13 protein-coding genes are annotated in these 22264 nt (G+C 40.5%); 4 read left to right on the top strand and 9 right to left on the bottom strand.

The window, feature by feature from the left end; translation table 11 throughout:
* Window positions 1-2 precede the first annotated feature (2 nt).
* Window positions 3-2501, bottom strand: coding sequence for a leucine--tRNA ligase (gene leuS / locus RSA43_00335; GenBank protein ID MEG2495741.1), 2499 nt, complete (start codon window positions 2499-2501; stop codon window positions 3-5).
* 232 nt (window positions 2502-2733) lie between these two features.
* Between leuS and RSA43_00330 the strand changes: the two genes are divergently transcribed.
* Window positions 2734-3738 (top strand): alpha/beta hydrolase, encoded by a 1005-nt coding sequence (locus tag RSA43_00330; protein ID MEG2495740.1) that lies wholly within the window; start codon window positions 2734-2736, stop codon window positions 3736-3738.
* A gap of 149 nt (window positions 3739-3887) precedes the next feature.
* Window positions 3888-5408 (top strand): FAD-dependent monooxygenase, encoded by a 1521-nt coding sequence (locus tag RSA43_00325; GenBank protein MEG2495739.1) that lies wholly within the window; start codon window positions 3888-3890, stop codon window positions 5406-5408.
* Window positions 5409-5437: 29 nt separating this feature from the next.
* Here the strand turns inward: RSA43_00325 and RSA43_00320 are convergent, their stop codons facing one another.
* The 4 genes from RSA43_00320 to RSA43_00305 all read right to left on the bottom strand — a co-directional run bounded on the left by RSA43_00320 (window position 5438) and on the right by RSA43_00305 (window position 14644).
* Window positions 5438-9814, bottom strand: coding sequence for a hypothetical protein (locus tag RSA43_00320; GenBank protein MEG2495738.1), 4377 nt, complete (start codon window positions 9812-9814; stop codon window positions 5438-5440).
* Window positions 9815-9922: 108 nt separating this feature from the next.
* On the bottom strand, window positions 9923-11926 hold the full coding sequence (ligA, locus tag RSA43_00315) for an NAD-dependent DNA ligase LigA (protein ID MEG2495737.1): 2004 nt from the start codon (window positions 11924-11926) through the stop codon (window positions 9923-9925).
* Window position 11927: 1 nt separating this feature from the next.
* A complete protein-coding gene (locus RSA43_00310; protein ID MEG2495736.1) occupies window positions 11928-13901 on the bottom strand; it encodes an SUMF1/EgtB/PvdO family nonheme iron enzyme in 1974 nt (657 codons plus the stop codon).
* 299 nt (window positions 13902-14200) lie between these two features.
* Window positions 14201-14644 carry a hypothetical protein gene (locus RSA43_00305; GenBank protein ID MEG2495735.1) on the bottom strand — a complete coding sequence of 148 codons (444 nt, stop codon included), beginning with the start codon at window positions 14642-14644 and terminating at the stop codon, window positions 14201-14203.
* A gap of 453 nt (window positions 14645-15097) precedes the next feature.
* Between RSA43_00305 and RSA43_00300 the strand changes: the two genes are divergently transcribed.
* Window positions 15098-17263: a hypothetical protein gene (locus RSA43_00300; protein MEG2495734.1), complete on the top strand. Its 2166-nt coding sequence runs from the start codon at window positions 15098-15100 to the stop codon at window positions 17261-17263.
* Window positions 17260-17571 carry a hypothetical protein gene (locus tag RSA43_00295; protein MEG2495733.1) on the top strand — a complete coding sequence of 104 codons (312 nt, stop codon included), beginning with the start codon at window positions 17260-17262 and terminating at the stop codon, window positions 17569-17571. The genes RSA43_00300 and RSA43_00295 overlap by 4 nt, the downstream gene beginning before the upstream one ends.
* A gap of 158 nt (window positions 17572-17729) precedes the next feature.
* Here RSA43_00295 and RSA43_00290 read toward each other — a convergent pair whose 3' ends face one another.
* The 4 genes from RSA43_00290 to RSA43_00275 form a co-directional block, all read right to left on the bottom strand.
* Window positions 17730-18245: a hypothetical protein gene (locus tag RSA43_00290; GenBank protein ID MEG2495732.1), complete on the bottom strand. Its 516-nt coding sequence runs from the start codon at window positions 18243-18245 to the stop codon at window positions 17730-17732.
* A gap of 197 nt (window positions 18246-18442) precedes the next feature.
* Entirely contained in the window at window positions 18443-20272 is a 1830-nt protein-coding gene (locus RSA43_00285; GenBank protein MEG2495731.1) for a hypothetical protein, read from the bottom strand.
* A gap of 10 nt (window positions 20273-20282) precedes the next feature.
* Window positions 20283-21062 (bottom strand): hypothetical protein, encoded by a 780-nt coding sequence (locus RSA43_00280; GenBank protein MEG2495730.1) that lies wholly within the window; start codon window positions 21060-21062, stop codon window positions 20283-20285.
* A gap of 544 nt (window positions 21063-21606) precedes the next feature.
* Window positions 21607-22128, bottom strand: a complete 522-nt coding sequence (locus RSA43_00275) for a DUF2304 domain-containing protein (protein ID MEG2495729.1) — start codon at window positions 22126-22128, stop codon at window positions 21607-21609.
* Window positions 22129-22264: the final 136 nt, after the last annotated feature.

Raw genomic sequence — 22264 nt, 5'->3', positions numbered from 1 at the left:
ATTTACACTGGTCCGACCACGAAATTAATTAATTTTCCCGGAACGAAAACAATGTTTTGAATTTCCGTTTCCAAATACTTGGACACCATTTGCTTAGCAGCGAGAACTACTTCTTCTCGACTCGCGTTTCGATTAAAACTCACTTGTTCTCTCCGTTTTCCGTTCACTTGAATGACGTATACGCAAACATCGTCCTTGCATAAAGATTCATCATATTCCGGCCATCCGGCTTCCGTAATATCGGGAGAATTTCCTAACAGCTGCCACATCTCTTCACAAAAATGAGGAGTCAAAGGAGCCATAATCCGAATAGCCATCTCTAGGGCTTTTTTCGATATCGAAGAAGTATTCGATAACCCGTTAAGAAATTCCATAAGAGAAGAAGGAATCGTATTTAGAGATAAAGATTCGATATCATGAGAAATTTTTTTTACTAATCTATGAGCTGCTTCCAGTCCATCACCTTTTTCTTTCACCTTATCGGAGATGATCAGTCGAAAAAATCTGTTCAAAAATCTACTGCACCCCGCAACGCCTTCATCCGACCAAACCTTATTTTTTTCCAAAGGTCCTGAAAAGATTGAGTACATTCTAAGTGCATCGGCTCCATAAACCCGAACAATCTCCATAGGGTCGACACCGTTCAACTTAGATTTTGACATTTTCTCGGTTTTTACGATTAACTTTTCTCCTGAAAGAGCGAAAAAATCGTCTCCTCGTTTGATGACTTCATCCTTATTAACGTATTTCCCACCGGGAATACGATATGAAGTAGATAAAACAAGACCTTGATTGACTAATTTTTTAAAGGGCTCTTTTTCTGCTACCAAACCTTCATCATAAAAAACTTTGTGCCAAAACCGAGAATAAAGAAGATGTAAAACAGCATGCTCTGCACCTCCTATGTATAAGTCAACGGGCATCCAATAAGATTCCTTCCCCGAAGACCAAGGAACTTCCGTGTTGCCCGGATCACAAAATCTTAAGAAATACCAACAGGAACCGGCCCATTGAGGCATGGTATGAGTCTCACGTATCGCTTGTTTGCCGGTTTTAGGATCCTTAATATGGATCCAATCCAAAGCCCTAGCTAAAGGCCCCTGCCCAGAACCGTCAGGATTATAATCAACATCCTCAGGAGGTAATAAGGGAAGCTCGGAATCTTCTAAAACTCTATGAGAACCGTCTTTGAAATGAATAACCGGAATGGGTTCTCCCCAATATCTCTGTCTTGAAAAAAGCCAATCGCGCAATTTATAAAAGATTTTCTTTTTTCCCCTAGCATTCGTTTCAAAATAGTTTATCACGTAAAGAGAAGCCTCTGTTACCGATAAACCGTCGATTTCAAAATCTCCGTAATTCGAATCGTAACAGTATCCTTCCGATGAAAAATACGGTTCTCTACTAGGGGCATCCTTAAAAGACAAAACATACTTTTTTGAAATATCATAAATTTCCGAAAACCTACAATCATTCTCGTCATGGGCGGGCACGCCCATGACGGCACCGGTACCTATTCCTGCCGAAACATACTCAGCAAGCCAAATGGGAATCATTTCTCCGGTAATAGGATGACGAACATATTTTCCGGTAAAAACACCTTCCGAATCAAAAGTATTTTTGGCTCTATCTCTTTCGCTCTTAATTGACATACGAGACAAAAAGTTTTCACAATCGGATCGGTATGAATCCAAGATTAAAGAGTCAACATCAGGATGTTCCGGAGATACGGCTATGTAAGTAACTCCCATAATCGTTTCAGGACGAGTCGTAAAAACGGATATTTCACAATCTTCCCCAGAAAACATCAACTCTAAGCCGATCATTTTTCCAATCCAATTCCTTTGGAGGTTTTTTATGCTTTCAGGCCAATCCATCTCTTCCAGATCGTTAAGAAGACGATCGGCATAAGCCGTTATTCTCAACATCCATTGACGCAGCACTCTTTGCTCAACAAGGAAACCGCCTTCGACGGACAATCCGTTTTCCACTTCTTCATTAGAGAGAACCGTACCTAAAGCCGGGCAATAATTAACCCTGACATCTTCCATATAGGCGAGTCCCTTTTTATATAAGACGGTAAATAATTTTTGAGTCCAACGGTAATATTCAGGATCACTCGTGGCAAACTCCGCTCGAGGATCGTAAGAAAAACCCAATGCGGACAATTGTTTTCTGAAATTATCGATATTGGCTTGGGTGCTGATTCGGGGGTGGGTACCGGTACGAATGGCATATTGTTCGGCCGGCAGACCGAAACTATCCCAGCCCATGGGATGCAGGACGTTAAAACCTAGCGCTCTTTTATACCTGGCCACTATATCCGTTGCGGTATATCCAATCAAATGGCCAACATGAAGACCCGACCCCGAAGGATAAGGGAACATATCAAGAACGTAATACTTGGGCCCGGAAGCATTTTGATTCGTTGAGAACGTCCAGTTATCTTTCCAAAATCTTTGCCATTTGGACTCAATCTTCGAATGATCATATTTCGACATAGGTAAAAAAATTCGTCTCCCTCATAAAAATTATGAAAAACATTCAAAATCAACAAGAACTCAGAAGGAAAGGAATTAGATGATATTCCGTATTATCCCGCAACTTTTTTATCCGAACTACACATAAGCACGTTAGATCTCACAACATAAAATTAAATGAATATCACTTGAAAACAACTCAATTTCAAATATAAAATCTCAAACCTTTATTTAAACTTCATCTAGGAAATATATGCGTCGATCCGTATTCTTCATATTTTTCATCTTCGCAAGCCGTCTTCTTTTCGTAAATGGAGCGGAATCAACATTGAACTCCGTTGTTGATCCTTACGAAAGTCTCATTAAAGATTTTCAAAGTCTTAAATCAACGCAAAAACTCATTTTTTCCACTAAACCCATTGATAAATTCGAATCCAAGATGTCCTTTGATCTCCTCGACAATTGCTCCAAGAACAAAATCATCGGCACTATTCATAAGCCTTTGAAAACCAAACCCTTTTGTCAATTACCTGCCGTGATATTTTGTCATGGGTTTCGAGGTCATAAATTCGGTAAAAAGGAACATTACATCCGATTGGCAGAAGAATTGACGAAAAAAGGTCTTGTAGTCATTCGATTCGATTTTCAAGGTTCCGGAGACAGCGAAGGCGATAGAAATTACATAACGGTTTCCGATATGAAAAACAATGCCGACACTGTTATGAATTTTGTGAGAAATCTTAGCTTTGTGGATTCCCAGAACATAGGAATCTATGGTAGTTCCTTTGGAGCTCATATAGCTATTTACTTAGCCGAAAGCTATCCTGAATCGGTCAGATCCTTGGCTTTATGGGCTCCCATAGCCAATGGTTATACGCTGTTTTCCGACTTGAAAAAAGCTCTTGATAACAATGAAACCGTCGAACTGACAAAGGGTGTTTTATCCCCGGGAGAACCTGTCATAATAGCCAATAAGTTTATCTGTGAGCTTATAAAAATCAGAGATTCAACGAAACTTTCATTACTTCCTCCTCATATTTCCGTTCTTCATACACAGGGAGAAGAAGACAACATCATCAGTGCGCATCACAGGAATATGTTCATAAAGGAAGCAGTCGATAATAATCGCGACATTCGTTTTATTACTTTTCCGGAAACCGGCCATTTGCAGGGAGACTCCCCCAAATATATGGAGATTCAAAAAGAATTGAGTTCGTATATTGCCGATTCTCTTTTGATTTTTAAACATTACTACTAGATTTTTAAACAGTATGGTTAGTTCGTATACCCGTATGATATGAAATGCTAAAGCCAAGAATCAATTTGAACCCTTAACTCACTTGATTTATCTTATGCGATTTTTTTATACTTTCAATCGGATTACAATTTTAAGGAGAATTGCTTTCAATGACCGATGTAGTGATTATCGGAGCTAATCCGACCGGATTAATCTTAGCCACAGGTTTGTTGAAAGCGAATATTGACGTCAAAATAATCGATCATAGGCCTTCTCCTAATAAACGATCCGATGAAGACCGCCGCATTCCAATTAACCTGTCCCCTCCTTCTTTAGAACTTCTCCATGCACACGGATTATTTAATGAAACGACTCTTCCGGGACAAAAGCTTGACGGAATCACTTATTTTTGGAACAAAAGATCGGTGAATATAGATATCGAAAAATCGTTGAACCAACATTCGTTATCCGCTTTTCCTTTTTGTTATGCTTCCGAATTAAAGTTGCTTGAAGACGGCTTAATCGAAAATTTTGAGAATTTCGGAGGTGTCATTCATTGGGAAACCAGACCTGTTACCATGGTGGACAACAACCTTTTTATCGAAAAAATAGATCCTAAATCAACCTTCGAACATCGGGAAGTACATACTCCGAAATTCATTTTGGCTTGCGAGGCAGATAATAATCCTCATATCAAAGACATTATGAAGTATCCTTCGAAAACGAAAAAGATGCTTCGAGAAGTAGATGTTTTTCCTTGTTCTTCCGATAAACGAATTCCAAGAAACCGTTTTAACGTTTTCGCGTTATCAGGTTGCGCAAACCATTTTTTGTTTCCGGAACCTCATGGAAACGAATTTCTGTTATGGTCTCCATCGCACAAAAAAAAACCTCGAAAAAATAGAGAGAAATTATTTTCATTACTGGGAATAAATCCAGGAAAAAAAAGAAGTTATGGAGTTTACCAAATGCTTCTTCCTCATCAAGAAGGTAATATCCTTTTCATAGGTCGTTTCTTCAACAATTTCTTTCTATCAACCAAAACGGGGATTAATCTAAATCTTCTGTCTGCCTTCAATCTTCTTTGGAAAATAATTCCCGTCTTAAAAAATGAATCGACGGAAAAATTGATTGCTTCTTATGAAAATGAAATCTCTTCAGCCTATAAAACGGTAGCTAACATGTCTTTTAAGCATTCACTTTTATTAGCCATATCCAGAAAATTGTTTCCTACACTTGCTTATTGGGGATTCAAAGGATATAATTTTCTATGTTCATCAAAAAATACTCCCAATCGTTTTTCGATTTGTTATTCTCCGGGTGAGTTTACGAAACAGAGTCCTCAAAATAAGGACATCCCCGGCCCCAAACCCGGCGAGTACGCGTCTAATCTTCTTTTAAATGAAGGTGAATATTTATTGGATGGAGCGGATGGGTCTAGACATTTATTAATTTTCTTTAAAAATCATCCGGGACTGATAGAAGCTTTAAAAGAAGAGTACGGAGAACATATAAACATAAAAGTAGCCAAATCACAAACCGCTAAAGACTTATATTATGCCAATGAAAATTCACTTTATATTATTCGTCCCGATCGCTATATCGGTTATAGAAGCGCGTCTTTCAAAATTAGAGAAATCGTAGCCTACTTTCTTAAAATTTTTCCGAATCTCAAAGATCAAAAAAACTAAGCACAATCCCTCATATATCACTGCTTGGACTACGACTCTTCGTTTGAATCTTCTTCCGATTGTTCTTCGATAAGATTGAAACCGGCTATTGTTTCCCGGTAAGCGTGTGAAGCATTGGTATGACGGTCTTTCACTGCTCGCATTTCCGTATTTAGGATAGCTATTTTACGTTTAGCTTCAAGTAAAGCCAATTGAAGATTTTGTAGTTCTATAAGCTTTCGTCTTTCCGGATCAATAACTTCTTGAGGAGCTTTTTTTCTGCCAAAAAGTTTTTTTTCTTTAGGACCCTCTTGTACATAAAATTCATTTTTAACTTGAGTGAATAATGTCATCCGTCTTTGTATATCATCTTTTTTCCGTTTTGCTTCGGCTAAGTCCGCATTTAAATCAAGATACTCTTCTTTCAATACATGAAGAGGCAGTTCTTTCATCGCACGAATAAGACCTTCTTCCAATTCAACCGAAGAAGCAGAAGGATTTTGTTCTATAGTCATTAAATATCTTTCCAACCCTACCATTACTCTTTGATAAGGCGATCCATCGGTCTTTTTACATCTATCAAGCCGTTGTCCTCTAAAAGATTTCATAACATTCAAAGCTCTCTTAGCAGCAGCATTGCTGCCCAACCTCTGCTCTCTCAAAACACGATCTCCGAGTAAACGGAGTTCAGCTGCACCGGCTATTAATTGTTCCGAGCGTTCCGTAACCGTAGTTAAACCGAAAGAATGCTTTTCCGATAATTGAGACCAAGATTCTTCAATGTTTTCCAAGAGACTTAATGCTTTAAGACAAAGTAGTCTACATCTTAATGAATCGTCTTCTTCCGTCATGTTTGAAAGCTGTCTAAGGACGACTCTTAATTCGGATAAATCGGCGTAATGATTATCGGCATACTCCAAATAACCGTATAAATGCTCCCTCCCCATCTCTTTAAGTCTTTTCTTGTCTTCGGTGCGACGCTCACGTTTTTCTTCACTCCGTTGTCGTTCTTCTGAGCTATAAACGGGATCGGTTAAGCGTGCGGGTAGTTTTACGGCTTTTAATTCCAAACGAAGGTCGTCAAGTTGCTTTACGGCTTTCAATTCCAAACAATCAATAAGGTGGTTAACGGTATCATCCAACTCATGCTTTCTGAAAATTTCGATCATTTGCTTTTCATAATCACTCGGATTCTCTTTAGATAACGCAATACATTGTTCAACGGATGCTTGGACCGCCTCCACATCCGGTTTTGCGTGTTGCATTTTGAAATTTAAAGTTTTTCTTAAAAAATCCATCTTCCAAGTCAGACGAGAAAATTTTTGCGTTAAACGTTGAAGAACTGTATCTCGTTTTGGTGAGGCCTCTTCGAAGTCCCTAAGATAGGTATGAACTTTATTCCAATGAGAGATTAATTTTTCCGAATTTAATTTCTCTTCGACAGCCGCGTCCAGTTTCTTATCTAACTCACTCATAGTTCGTTCACAATCGTCTATCGTTTGAATGATAGGGGCTAAAATATTTTTTTGTTCCGTCGAATATACATCCTGGGTACCGACTCCAGCAGGCACCGAAACATATGGAGAAAGTTTAAAAGGAGCCGAAGCAATGGCTTTATCGACATCCGCTTTAAGTTTTTTGATTTTTTTCTTTGCTTCAGTTAAAGTCAGCTCTTTATCAAGTGTTAGGGGTTCTTTTTTCATCGATTCGAGAAGATTCCGTCCTGATGCCAAGGACATCCCTCTAAGATCCAAAGTTTGCTCTAATCGACGGAGATCTTTGCTCTCTTCCGTATCTACATCGGGCGAAATATAATCATCAGTGTCATTTAACATCAAACGCGACAACTCGAGTTCTGCAATTTTATATTGTTTTCGCTTAACCAATACATTGATGCCATACATCCCTAACAGGGTTCCCAAGCTTATTCCCACCAATAATAACGGTAACCACCATAATTGAAGCGACGAAATTAAAATAGAAAGTATGATGAAAACTATTAAGACAATCGATCCTAGTCCTCGACTCAAATGCGACATTATTTGAGACGATTTTTTTTGTGCTTTGATAAGTTTGTCGATGATTGTTTTTTGTTGAGATAAAAAATCTTTTCCGATAGAAGAGGTCTGTCTCACATGTCCGGAAAGAAATCTTTTCGCAACATTTTCTAAATGAATTCCTTCATCTAAAGCCCTCTCAATTTCTTCCTTTATTTCCCCCTCCTGAGTAAGCAATGTCGGATCGAAGGCAGAATTGTCGATGTTGAAGGCCCGTTGGCGTAATTGAGCTTTTAAAGCCGCCGTTACTTGTTTATCGAAACTCCGATATTCGTTATTTAGCTGCTGACATTTAATTGCGAAAGTACCGGTGCTGTCCCTTAGACAATCTCTTAAATTTCCGGTCATAATTTCTAAAGAGTCGACCAAATGGCCTGTTTCCTCAACGAGATCATTAAAGGGTCTATTGAAATAATCACAGGTTTCCAAATTCGTAATTTCTTGAAGTGTTTGTTTTCGTTCGACCTCTGCTTGCTCGGGATTTTTCAGCAATATTTGACAGGCTTTTTTGAAAGAGCTACCCTCCCGATCCATCATTTCATCCAAGAAAAGATTCATTTCATTGCTCAATTTAAGAAAATCTTTACAAAATACCCGATACTCATCCGTCCATTGCTCAAAAGCATTCAAATTACCCTCGGCATCAAAAAGGCTTTCCATCGAAATTATGGAAGCTTTCGTTTGTTCAAGAAATGCCAGATCCGGTTCAGCCAAATTTCCTTGTCCGGCTTCAAAATTTCGGCACATAGCTGTCATATTTTCCAATAAACTTTTGGCTTGCGCGCGATCCTTGAACTCCCTAAATTTATTTTCCTGTTCGAGAATATGATTTTTTAATACTTCAAGATGAGCTCTTAAAATTTGTTTACGGCTTGTAATTTCGCTAACCGGCAGCCAAGAAGTTCCCCAGTTTAAATTACTAAGAGTACTTTCGGCATATTCAAGTTTCGAACGAAGCACCCCTAATATACGTTCGGGATGACTCCACATTTTTGTATTCAAAATATCTTTAAAAGCATTGACTCGAGTCAATAACTCATGAGTTGCCTGAATTGGATACTCAGCTTGAAAACTCTGTAAAATTTCAGCTCTATTTTTAGCTCGGGTCTTTCTTTTCGCCTCGTCAATTGCGGATTGCGCCTCCTGAGCATCGGATACCGGTGCCAAAGATGGCGGTAATGAGGCTTCCGTTGACGCTTCTCGAGCATCATCGAAAACTTCCCTCACCGTTAATGGTTGATCACCCGGAATTTGTTGTGGCGCTGAAAATAAGTTGGCTTCATCGACGCCTAAAGACGATTCATCAATGACCGGGGTTTGAGATTCGCATACATCGACCTCCTCCGCTTCCGCAATCCATTGGTGATAACGACTGAGGGTTTCCGCATGTTGCTTAACACAGTTTCGAAAAGTAATCACTTCATCTAAAGCCATCTCGGAATTCGGAAGAAAAGTATATCCGCAAAACATGGTTTCAAAAGCTTGCATCGAAGATTCAACAGCATGTAGAGCCTCGGAAGAATAGGCGCAAAACCTTTTAATGGTTGCCAAGTCGGTCGTATCATTTTCAACAGGGAATTTTGTACTACTGATATTACTGTCCTGTACAAGGGCTTCTTCGGCAATTTTTTTCCAATTTTCAACCGATGTTTCAGATCGACCTTCCTGAAGATCGACATAAGCCCGTCTAACACGTTCACGCAAACTCTTCCAGAAACCCATTAAACGATTTTCTGCTCCGACTAACATTTCCGCCTGATAACGTCTAGCAAAAGGCTCGGAAGAAGACGGCACCTGTAAATTAAGTCGTGAATCGATTTGTTCCCAGCTATCCGAATCTTTCTTATTCGGATCTTTGAACAAGCGCTCCGTCTTTTTCATGAGCTCCTCAACGAACCCCAATTCTTGGAATGACACGATGTCTTTTTTTCCGTATCTCGCCATCGCGGATACCAATCTTGAGGAGTATTTACGTAAGTGCTCCCTATAAAGCACCAAAGATTTATAACGAAGCTCCGTATCGACTATTTTCTTGACAAAACGGTATCTCGCAACTCCATACAGCAATACTGCGGGAAGCGAAACCACTAGCGGTACCCAAAAAGGAATCGAGGTGAAAATTATGGTGAATAACAACCCTATCGATAAAGCAAGAATAGCCACATAAGCAATATTTAATATCGTTTTTATAATCTTAGCCTTCTTAAGAGAACCGGACTCCATTGCACTGATTTCCTTGTCGAGATCAACGATGATCGCTCTGCATTCGGCGGCATTAGCGAGTTCCGGTCCACTATTATTATTTACATAGTTACCTCTTACAACAGGAGGCGTTCCGTTATTCGCATTGTTAAAAAAATGTAAAGCCATATTAATCCTATTAGGGAATAACTAAGTCAAATATAAATAAACATTATATCAATTTTTTTATAAAAAAAAACTAAAAAGAAAAAGAGAGGTTTAGTTTAAATAATTTCTTTATAAAGAAGAAATAAACTCTTTCTCTTCTAAAATCGGAATATTAAGATTTTTTGCTTTTTCAAAATTGCTTCCCGGAGAATCACCGAGAATCAAATAATCGGTACGACCGGAAACGGAAGACGACACAACTCCTCCTCTCTCTTTTATTAAAGCTTCCGCATCTTTGCGAGGAAAAGATTCCAGAGTACCCGTTAGAACGAATGTTTTGCGATTAAAAGGGTGTTCCGAAACACTCACCAAGAGAATATAAGGTAAAATCCTAATCCCCGAAACGAATAGTAACCTCAATTCTTCCGAAACGGTCGAATTAGAAAAATAACGCCTGAGAGATTCAGCTGTTTTATCTCCGATTCCCGGAGGTAAATCGACAGAATCATCACGAACGGCTTTATAAAAAGATTCCCAATCGACGAAATGCTCGGCCAAAACCGTAGCAGCTTTACTCCCCACAAGAGGAATTCCCAAGGAGGCAATAAAAATGTCCAAAGAGGGTGTTGAATGTTTTTTAATAGCAGATAAAATATTTTTTACGGACTTATCCTGAAATCCCTCTAAAGATACTAAATCCTCATAATTCAAACCGAAAATGTCGGCTCGTGACGAAATTAATCCCGCTTCGATTAATTTTAAAATAATTCCCTTACCCAAATGAGGAATATCGAGACCCTCTTTACCGACGAAAAAACAAATTTTTTCAAAAAAGGAGGCTCTGCAATTAGGATTGGTACAACGAACGGCGACCTTGTCTTCTTCTTTTACCAAGGGGGCCCCACAAGAAGGACAAATATCCGGAATTTTCCATGGAACGGATGCAGCGGATCTTTTTTCCGTATTAACGGAAACAATCTTCGGGATGACATCTCCCCCTTTTTCGATTTTCACTAAGTCCCCGGGACGAATATCCTTTTTAAAGACTTCTTCAAAATTATATAGACTGGCTCGCGAAATGACGCTTCCCGATAGGTTAACCGGTTCAAGTTCGGCAACAGGGGTCAGAATACCCGTTCTTCCGACTTGAACTGTGATATGTTTAACAGTTGTCTCAACTTGATCAGGAGAAAATTTATAAGCGCAAGCCCAACGATAATGTTTAGCGGTATGCCCAATATTTCTTCTGGATACGATATTATCCGCTTTAATCACTACACCGTCTATTTCAAACGGCAACTGCGCTCTTTCGGCACCGACTTTTTCGATATAAACGGTGATTTCATGCTTATTCCTGCAAAGTTTCGGCTTACCGAATACGGGTAATCCCCATCGAAGACAAGACAATAAATCCTCATAATGAGAACCGGTTGCCGAAAAAAATGATGACCGACCGATTCCATACACGGATAACGATAATCTTCTTCGAGAAACTTCTTTAGGATCCAAAAGTTTCAGAGTCCCGCCGGCAACGTTGCGGGGATTGGCGAATAAAGGCTTTCCCGAAGATATCTGTCGATGATTCAACAGCTCAAAATTTCTCTTCGATAAAAAAATCTCTCCACGAACCTCCAATAAATTGGGAGCCTCTGAAGGCAAGGTTAAAGGCAACATACGAATCGTTCGGACGTTAGTCGTAATATCTTCTCCTTCTTTACCGTTACCTCTGGTTAAAGCACGAACGAAACGTCGTTCCTCATAAAGCAGTGAGACGGCTATGCCGTCGATTTTCAATTCAACGGTATAATTTTCACCGGAACCGGATATTCTTTTTTCGATGCGTTCGCAAAAATCATCCAGCTCTTTTAAATCGTAAACATTCGGTATCGATAACATCGGAATAACATGAGAAACGGTAGGAAAATGTTCGGAAACCCGATCTCCTATACGAGAATTCGGAGAATTCTCGGAAACCCAATCAGGATACTCATTCTCAAAACGAGTCAGCTTTCGTAATAACATATCATATTCATAATCGGAAATAACGGATTCGTGTTCCGAATAATAACGCCGGTCATGTTCCTCTATCTCTTTGCAAAGTCTTAGATAATGATCGAAATCCTCGGAATTCATTTCACTTCACATCCGTTACGCAACGAAATCCGTACGTGCTATTGACGGTTCCCGGATTATTTCTATGACGATGCGAGCATCTGAGATCTTCTTTCAAACTTTTCCAACAACCTCCGCGAAGAACTCTATATACCCCTTGAGGAGGCCCCATAGGTGAATAAGGCTCCGTCACGGAAAGTTCGTAATAATCGTACCCGTACCAATCCCGACACCACTCATAAACATTGCCGGCCATATCATAAAGCCCTGTCGAGTTCGGAGGATAACTCATAACCGGAGTCGTATCGGAACCAAAAAAATTAGCCGAATGCTTGTCGATAGTATCGCCTGTAGGAAAAAGTGTTTTCTTACCACCGTAAGAGGCAATCTCCCATTCGGCTTCCGTAGGCAGTCGTTTTCCTACCCATTCCGCATATCCGGATGCTCCATACCATGTAACACCGACGACGGGATGTTTGTCGTAACCGGTTTCTATGAATAATTTTCCGGAACGTCTTTGAATACGAGATTCTTTCAATCGGATGAGATCATTATAATTTCGATCTTTTTCTCCCCCCGAAAATTCCAAAAACCTTATAAACTGCTCATTGGTTACCGGATGTATATCCATCAAGAAAGAATCTAAAATCACCTTGGATATCGGTTGTTCGTCCCTTTTACCTTCTCGACTTCCTCTTAAAAATTCTCCACCTTCAATATAAGCCGTTTCAGTCAATAAAGGCTCCGATTTACATTCGATAATATCATGACTGGCATAACGACAGACGATCGGATCCTTATACAACATGGCCTGCAAAGCCGAAGAATAACCCTCTTCAATAATATCGGGATTAGCCTTTCCCTTATCTTCGTCATGTTCCGTTACCTCTCCTTTTCGGATTAAAGAAGATTCAACTTCCGTTTCCATGACTGCATCTATCGATTTTGCCGCAACCAGAACGAACTCAGGCTCCGATTTCATGGAAAAACGATGTGTATGCGATCCGGTATCAATGGGAGTCTGTAGTTTTTTCGGATAAAAAACTTCTTCCCTATTCTTTTCGGAAGTTCTCAATGCAGACTCGATTAAAATATCCCGTTTCAAAATTTCCACGGGTTCTGACCGTAATTCCGGAGACTCTAACCGTATTTTTTTATCGGAAAATAGTTCGGAAAGATTATCGGGTCGTTCAGAGCCACAGGCATTCAAACAAGACGTTAATACCTTGAGCCAATTGAAATTTCCTTTGGAAAAAGACTCCGGAATATTCAAAAAACCTTCAGGAATTTCTCCGAAAAGAAGATAATAGACCAATACTCCGAACGAATATGAATCTGATCGAATGTCTTCGGAATCTCCTCTTTTGAGTTCCGGAGACAGAAAGGCCAATTTGCGAGACAAACGGAATAAAATCTTATCTTCCTCATGAAAAATAAGCTTTAAGGAACGTTCCAAAGTTAAAAAACTCAAACCGAAATCCGAAACGATAACTTCAGGCTCTTCGATACCTGGACAAACGAAAATATTGTCGGGATTTAAACAAGCATGTATCACACCTTTTCCGTGCGCGTAGTCCAAAGCGGCGGCTACTTTCTTCAGTATGGCTATCGTTTCCGATTCTTTTAGTCCCTCTCGTCGTCCGGAAAGATACCTGGATAAAGACAACCCGGAAGCCGGATCTCCCTGACCGAAATCTTCGGTGACCAGAAAAAAGTGTCCTTCATAACAAGACACGTTTTGTACTTTCGCAATCCCAGGATGATCCAAAACCGCTAGCTTGATCACCGTCTCTTCAAAAGACTTTATAAAATCCGAAGAAGAAGCAAATTCAGACAACAAGACCTGTAAAACAAAACGCCTCTTGATAAACCGATGTTCGGCAAGGAGATTAACACCCCAAGAAGTAAACCCCAACTTTCTCAGAATCTTATAATCACCTAAAACATCACTCTTAATATCGATATCCTTTAAATTTTCCGTCATCTTCTCCACCATTATCCTCGGAACATCGGCTCCGCGTCTCTAGACACACCAATATATCCGGAGAAAATGAACTTTGCAAGCTCACAAATGATAGCCAAGCATTACGAGAGACAAAAATCGAAAATATGACTTACGAGATAAAAGCAGACGTTTAAATATTGATAAATCATAAAACCGGAAACCATCCATTATCTACATGTCTTATCTCTATAGAAATAAAATCTAAGAATAATTACAGCACCGCTACGTACAACACAAGCGCAAACGTCTGATGGATTTGAGCTTGTGTGAATATAGTTCGAAATATGCTATCAATTAGATGCAATCGACCCTGATCTAGTAGGCCTTACATCAGGTACGACCTCTACTTCGTCGGCATTGACAGAAACAAGTTCCGTTGCTTTCTTGACCTTAACGCCATAATTTACGGACCAAATTAAAAGCAACATACCGGCAACCATAGCACCGACACAGCAAGCCCCAACCAATCCCATCATTCCGGGAGCAACCAATCCCATCATTCCAACTAAACTAAAGATGCCGCATCCTATAATCATCAACCCGGCAAGAGCAACCAAAGCTATAAGAACTATTCGTAAAATAGAACATATACTTTTCTTGTCAAAAGCTTTAGCCTTATCGCCACCGCAGATGGCACCCGCACCTCGGAACTCATTTTGCGCTTTTGCCGGAAGGCCGGAGGGCCAACAATCTCTTACCCTATTTTTTAATACGTCTAAACTTATACAACACATAAATATACCTTTACATAAAAAATTTAATCAAATTTCGTTACCGCAATCTATCTGTTTTAAGTTTTAATTTTCTCAAGAAAACAGATTCAAGGGACGAATACCACTCCTTACAAGATTTTTTATTGACGAACCGTCTTAAAACCTTTTTTTGAACAAAATCTTCGCTCTCGGATCTTCTAAAATACCTGTGCTTTTAGCGACATCTGCTCGTTTCACGCCTACAATTAAACTTCAATAATTAAGACAAGACGAACAAAATATGCTTTTTTGTTCACACATATATCCCCCTAAGCACTTTATATCGAACTATCCCCACATATCGTACTTTCAGTCATTATAAAATACGAAGCGAGACAAATTTTATACCAAAACCGAATTATTCAAAGAAGCCTTTGATGATGATCCCAGTTTCTTCCGGGTTCTACCGTTGCATTACCGGAATTGGTTTTATTGTTGTCCTGTCCTCCCCGTCTTACTCTGCCCGTCGTCGTTCCTCTGCTGCCCGTTGTAGTTCCCCTTGTAGTGCCATTGCTGCCTGTCGTGCTTCCTCTACCTGTCGTCGTTCCTCTGCTACCATATGTACTTCCCCTTCCAGTAGTCGTTCCTCTACTACTAACTGTTGTACTTCCCCCGGATGTGCTTCCTCTGCCCGTCGTCGTTCCTCTGCTAACCGTTGTAGTGCCTCTTGTAGTCGTACTTCCTCTACTGCTACCCGTCGTAATTCCTCTTCTAGTCGTCGTTCTCCTGCTGCTGCCTCTTGTAGTTCTGCCTGTCGTCGTTCTCCTGCTGCTGCCTCTTGTAGTTCTGCCCGTCGTCGTGCTTCCTCTGCCCGTCGTACTTCCTCTTGTAATCGTACTTCCTCTGCCCGTCGTACTTCCTCTGCCCGTCGTGCTTCCTCTGCCCGTCGTACTTCCTCTGCTAACCGTTGGAGTTCCCATTGTAGTCGTCGTTCCTCTGCTGCTACCCGTCGTAATTCCTCTGCCCGTCGTCGTTCTCCTTCTCCTGCCTGTTGTACTTCTACCCGTCGTCGTTCTCCTGCTGCTGCCTGTTGTACTTCTGCCCGTCGTCGTTCTCCTGCTACACGTCGTACTTCCTCTTGTAGTCGTACTTCCTCTGCCCGTCGTACTTCCTCTGTCCGTCGTGCTTCCTCTGCCCGTCGTACTTCCTCTGCTACCCGTCGTAGTTCCCATTGTAGTCGTTGTTCTTCTACTGCTAACCGTTGTACTTCCTCTTTCTGTTGTGCTTCCTCTGCCCATCGTCTTTCCTCTGCTACCCGCAGTAGTTCCCCTTCCAGTCGTCGTTCCTCTATTACTAACCGCTGTACTTCTCCTGCCTCTTGTAGTTCTGCCCGTCGTCGTTCCTCTGCTACCCGTTGTAGTGCCTCTTCTAGTCGTCCTTCCTCTGCTGCTAACCGTTGTACTTCCTCTTCCAGTCGTTGTTCCTCTCCTACCCGTTGGAGTTCCCATTGTAGTCGTTCCCCTAATGACCATTGTGCTTCCTCTACCTGTCGTCGTTCTCTGGCTACCCGTCGTAGTTCCCATTCCAGTTGTCGCTCCTCCGCTACCCGTTGTCGTTCCCCTTGTAGTAGTCGTTCCCCTACTACCCGTAGTAGTTCCCCTTCCAGTCGTCGTTCCTCTAGTACTAACCGTTGTACTTCCTCTTTCTGTTGTAATTCCTCTGCCCGTCGTCGTTCTCCTGCTACACGTCGTAGTTCCCCTTCCAGTCGTCGTTCCTCTATTACTAACCGTTGTAATTCCTCTTCCTGTTGTGCTTCCTCTGCCCGTTGTCGTTCCTCTTCTACCCGTCGTAGTTCCCATTGTAGTCGTTGTTCTTCTACTGCTAACCGTTGTACTTCCTCTTTCTGTTGTGCTTCCTCTGCCCATCGTCTTTCCTCTGCTACCCGCAGTAGTTCCCCTTCCAGTCGTCGTTCCTCTATTACTAACCGCTGTACTTCTCCTGCCTCTTGTAGTTCTGCCCGTCGTCGTTCCTCTGCTACCCGTTGTAGTGCCTCTTCTAGTCGTCCTTCCTCTGCTGCTAACCGTTGTACTTCCTCTTCCAGTCGTTGTTCCTCTCCTACCCGTTGGAGTTCCCATTGTAGTCGTTCCCCTAATGACCATTGTGCTTCCTCTACCTGTCGTCGTTCTCTGGCTACCCGTCGTAGTTCCCATTCCAGTTGTCGCTCCTCCGCTACCCGTTGTCGTTCCCCTTGTAGTAGTCGTTCCCCTACTACCCGTAGTAGTTCCCCTTCCAGTCGTCGTTCCTCTAGTACTAACCGTTGTACTTCCTCTTTCTGTTGTAATTCCTCTGCCTGTCGTCGTTCCTCTGCCTGTCGTCGTTCCTCTGCTACCCGTTGTACTTCCTCTTGTAGTTGTCGTTCCTCTATTACTAACTGTTGTACCTCCTCTTGTAGTTGTCGTTCCTCTATTACTAACCGTTGTACTTCTCCTGCCTCTTGTAGTTCTGCCCGTTGTCGTTCCTCTGCCACCCGTCGTAATTCCCCTTCCAGTCGTCGTTCCTCTAGTACTAACCGTTGTAGTTCCCCTTGTAGTCGTTGTTCCTCTGCTACCAACCGTTGTACTTCCTCTTCCAGTCGTTGTTCCTCTTCTTCACGCGCTATGAATTTTATTACCACTTCCTCTATCGGTACAAGAGCCGCCGGTTGCTTCATTCTTATTCCGACATATACACACCAAGATAAAATGAGCAGACCTGCAATCACGGAAGCCGGTCCACATACATTGACCAGTACCACAGATAAACCGGGCGTCGACATAGCAGCCATGATTATGACCGTTAAACCTACCACGAGTAAAGCCAATCCGACAATAACCGCTAAGGCTAACAAATTAATTCGAGCCCATGATGCAGGAGATCCCGTTCTAAAAGGAGCGACCTTATCACCACCGCAAACCGGCCCAAGACCCTGAAATGCACTTTTTATTTCACGACAACACGTCTCAAAACAATTTCCGATACCTTTACAACCCATACAATACACTCCTATTAAAGGATTTAATATCATCCAAACCGACGGTATCGGACGATTTTTTTTAAATTACCGAACTTTATACACAGATCTTGAGTCTTATGCTCTTAACACAAGCCCACGCCGGGACTTTAACCTCGCGTTCTCAGTCTCAAGCTTTTTAAATTCCCTGGAAAACAAAAGAGCCTTTTTCCGATAAAAAATCGATACCAAAGAAAAAATAATTAAAGACAAACACGGGATCACCGCCAGAGAACAAACCATGACTGCAGCAATCCCACCCGGCATCAAACAACCGATTAAGGACAATGTCAAAATCAAAAGACATAAACCCGCAACCAAACCGAGCATATTCCTTTTTATCCGGGCAACCACAGGTGGCTTAAAAGGACGTTCGGATTGATGAGAGGTATCGGATCGAACGGGATGTGAAGAATCAGCGGCAGAAAGGCCGTTCGCAGACGCCGGACCCGAACAAACTCCCGCACTCGAAGAATCGCTCGCATTTATATCGGACAAAAGAGTGGGAACAACAATATTGGAGGACGTACCCAAAGAATATCGCGCACTTACAACACGGTTCAAAGGAAGGAATCCACAATTCGAGATCGACACTATAACTCCTTTCGAAAACACCGATAAAACAATCTCTTCATGTTAGATTTATCGGTAAAAAACTCATATTTCAAATAATTAAAGAATATTTTCCAAAGGAAAAACAATACTCTTCAAACAACGATAAGTATATACACAATGAGACGATAAAAAGCAAAAGATAATATATCTATTTAAATAAAAAGAAAAAATTCATTTTAATTACCGGAAGGATGTAACCACGCGTTATAGTTTGCTGCAGCAGCTCTTAATTGTAACATTCTTCCGGTAAGGCCGGAACCCTGTGGGTCTGCAGGATTATCCCTACCTATAATTTCATCTATTTCTCTCTTAAGAACCAATACTCGGCTCAGTAGAAAGCATTCTTTTTTGGTATCACTCAAACAGATTTTTGCTGCCGTCAATTTACGTTTTAAAGCTTTCAACTGCCGCTCCATCATGAGCAATCCGCACGCTATTTTTTCCTTCATCGTTACCGGTGTTTTATCGATAAGTTTAGCGGAAGCACTACGTACCTTCATGTTTATCTCCATTATCTCGGAAGGTTTTAAAAGCGTTTCTCTTAAATCGACTTGCTCCAACATCCCTTCCCATCTCTGCTGCTGAAGCATTAACTCTCTGATTTTTTCTGAAATTTTATTGACTTTGTCTATTTCTTCGGTTAATGAGTCTTTCACAAACCTGTACCTTATTGTTTCAAGATAGCTCTCTAAAGTCTCCTTATCCAGTGTTCTGAGATAACTTTCGTACTCTCCCGTATCTTCCCGAGAATAAGCGTTGTCCGCAAAACTCGAATACCCTCTAATAACAACACCCTCGCGATATCGAATATTATTCGTGACAAGTTCCAAACGTTGATCAATCGCAAATTTCAATCCTTTTTTGATCAATACCCAACTTTGGACACATCGGCGTTTTTCTTTGTAGATAGATCTGAGTCTTCGTACATCTGACGTACAATGATCAATCAATGCTATCAATCTTTGTATTCCGGGTATAATTATTGTACCCAAACGCAAATGTTCTTCAGATTCGGGGACAAGCTTGAGCAATCGTTCTTCAAATAATTTAAGATCCGACACCCATTCCTCTCGTTTCTCTGTAAAATTCCGTAATTGACACTCACAATCATTGATTCGCCTGCAAGCCCTATCGATATAATCCCGACCTATCGCTATCTCAGCTCCCAAGTCAATGGAAGTCTTCGCGTGAAAGTCAAAATTATCACGTGATAAAACACCCGCTTGCACCTTACCGCTCTTCTCATGTCTTAAGTAACAGGAAATTTGTTGCGTCGCACGGCTCAACTCTCCGTCTAAGGTTGCTAATCTTGCTTTTTTCTTCTTCAAAGATTTCTGAGTTGCCTGTAAACACAACGCTATCCCATCAGCAGATTTTAACAATTTTTTCATTCGTATTAACAATTGAGCTGTTAAATTCGAAATAAGTCTATTATCCCTAATACAGGCACTCGTTCCTAAAAATCGATTGACTCCTTGAGTTTCTTCGACAAAATCGAAATATTCCTTTTTCAAACAAGACTGCTTTTCATTCAACGTTGAATATTTTCGTTGCAATACCTCAAATCGGCGACATGTATCTTCGGATATAAAATCGGATGCCGCGTCTACTTTATTAACGAGTCGGAATCCTTCAATAAAATCATTCCTCTCTTTATCCAAATCATGTTCCAAACATTTGGCTTCTTTTAGACATTCTTTGAAACGTTGTTTGAAGAAGTTTTCCTCTAATAATCGAAAGGATTTTGCTATAATATATTTCTTTGAGAAGATAAAACGATAAACACAAGCCAATCCTAAAAACAATAACGACAAACAAAGAAGACCGATTGACACAGGAATAAAATTAAAAGAAAACGAAATGAATCCTAAAAGACCTCCTGCTACTATTAATAAACAAAACCCGAGAATCAAAAACAAACAAACTTTAAATTTTAAGGCCGCAAAACCCTTTTCTACAGATTCATTATTAATAACTGCGGATTGCGATACTGAATTAACAGACAATCTATATTACCTACGTCAATGATTTTGATATTTTCTTACTATGTCGACTTACTTCACGTTTTTCATATAACTTAATCAGGTTCAGTTTGGCCTCCAATAATCGTTCAAAACTTTCTATTCGTAAATTCATGGCTTTTACGTTTACCTGATTTTCATTTAAACAAGCTGCTGTACCCTCGACTAAATTCAATAATTTTTTTGTTCGGCGTAATAATTGATCTATCAATTCTAAATAAACTTTGATTTCCTTATCGAAACTCGCAACTCCTAAAAATCCGTCGACTACACTTCGGTCGAAACAATCACAACAATCTTTCTCTAAACGAGCTATATTTTCCTTAATCTGTAACCACCGTTGAGCCAACAAGGGAATTTTTTGATATGAATAGTCGGAAGAAGGGGCTTCAAGTCGATGAATGTTTCGTATAAATTTAACCATACCTTTAATTTCTTTTTCCAAATCATACTCCAAAGATTCGGCTTCTTGCAAACGGGCTTCAAAAGCTTGTCTGAATATTCTTTCTTGAGCTTGCCGAATTTTCAATAATGAAAAACGATAAGCACAAGCCAATCCTAAAAACAACAACGACAAACAAAGAAGACCGACTAATATGAAAATAAAATTAAAAGAAATCATAGGTAGGAACCCAAGAAGAACCCCTACCGTTATCAACAAACAAAATCCGAGAATCAAAAACAAATAAACTTTAAGTTTTAAAACTCCGAAAGATTTTTTAACCTCCGTCGACTCGTTAACAACTAAAGGTTGCGATACCGAATTAAGAGACAATCCATTTACCTATTAAAATAGCAAAATATAATTTTCAATCGAAGAATATTCAAATCTTCGCTCATTTTTCTTCAAAGCCTTATTCGTCTTCTCAAAGCATCCGGTTCACATCGGAACCCGTACAATCGGTTCGACTCAAGGATTACCGAACTCTTAGAATCTTCGATATTAGATGGGATCCTCGATATCAAAATTCGGATCATCCGTCTCTTTAAGAATGACTGAAATAATAACCGACGTAAATAACCACAATCTATCCGTATGAGTAACAATTTCTTACCGGCCTACTTCAACTCTTAGTAATCTTTAATTTATAATCGAAAATTACGATTCATCTGATTTTTTTTAAACAAACAACAAGACCGAAATTCAACGAGAAATTCTAAAAAATCCGTGAAGACCTCATATAATTCTCCGATTCAATACAAAGAACAAACAATATTGCCCTCCCGGTATTTAAGACTCTCGATATAAACCGACTTCTCCGTTTAACGTCGATTAATCTTCTCCCGGATCCTTCATAGCTCTACTGATTATTTACCGTTTACTCCGAATGCGATGAACCATCGGGCAAGGCTTCATCTGAAGTTCGCCCGGAAACACGATCAACGGCCTCAGACATTCGAGTGACCGCTTCATCGATATCGAACGATAAACTATCGGACAAATCAACGACCGGTCCCGCAAGTTCGTGATCCCCCGTCCCAGCACCGATAGAACTGTCGGAATCGGTCTCTGAGCTCTCACTAAAAACGTCCTCATCATCCTGACTGGGAGCAACAATTTCATAGCCACCAAATAATATCCGTTTCTTTTCTTGTTCGCGGATTCGTGCGAATACAAAATAAATCCCGATTGATAACAAACAAATCCCTATTAAAAAGACTGATATACCGACTCCGTTCGCGACAATTGTTCCCAATAAAAAAAGTCCCGTAAACAAAGCAACAATACCGATGAAGATTAAAAAGATCGATGAAACCCATTTCATCATATCGCATTTTGTTGTTGCGTTTTCGGCAATACAAGACGGCTGAGATTGAGCCGATAGCTGTATAGTTGCCATTAATCTCCTTAAAACGAGTCTGTGATTCACGAATGTTCCGGACTATTACCGATTCCGATTCATCGGAATACAACACATCCGATTATTTCAATCTTCGTCATAATCCAAGACGGCTGTGCTAAATTTTCGGCTCAAC

Source organism: Victivallaceae bacterium (genome assembly GCA_036659455.1).
Taxonomy (GTDB): domain Bacteria; phylum Chlamydiota; class Chlamydiia; order Chlamydiales; family Chlamydiaceae; genus JAVXCN01.
The sequence above is the reverse complement of the archived record's forward strand: the minus strand, read 5'-3'. Positions and strand labels throughout refer to the sequence as shown.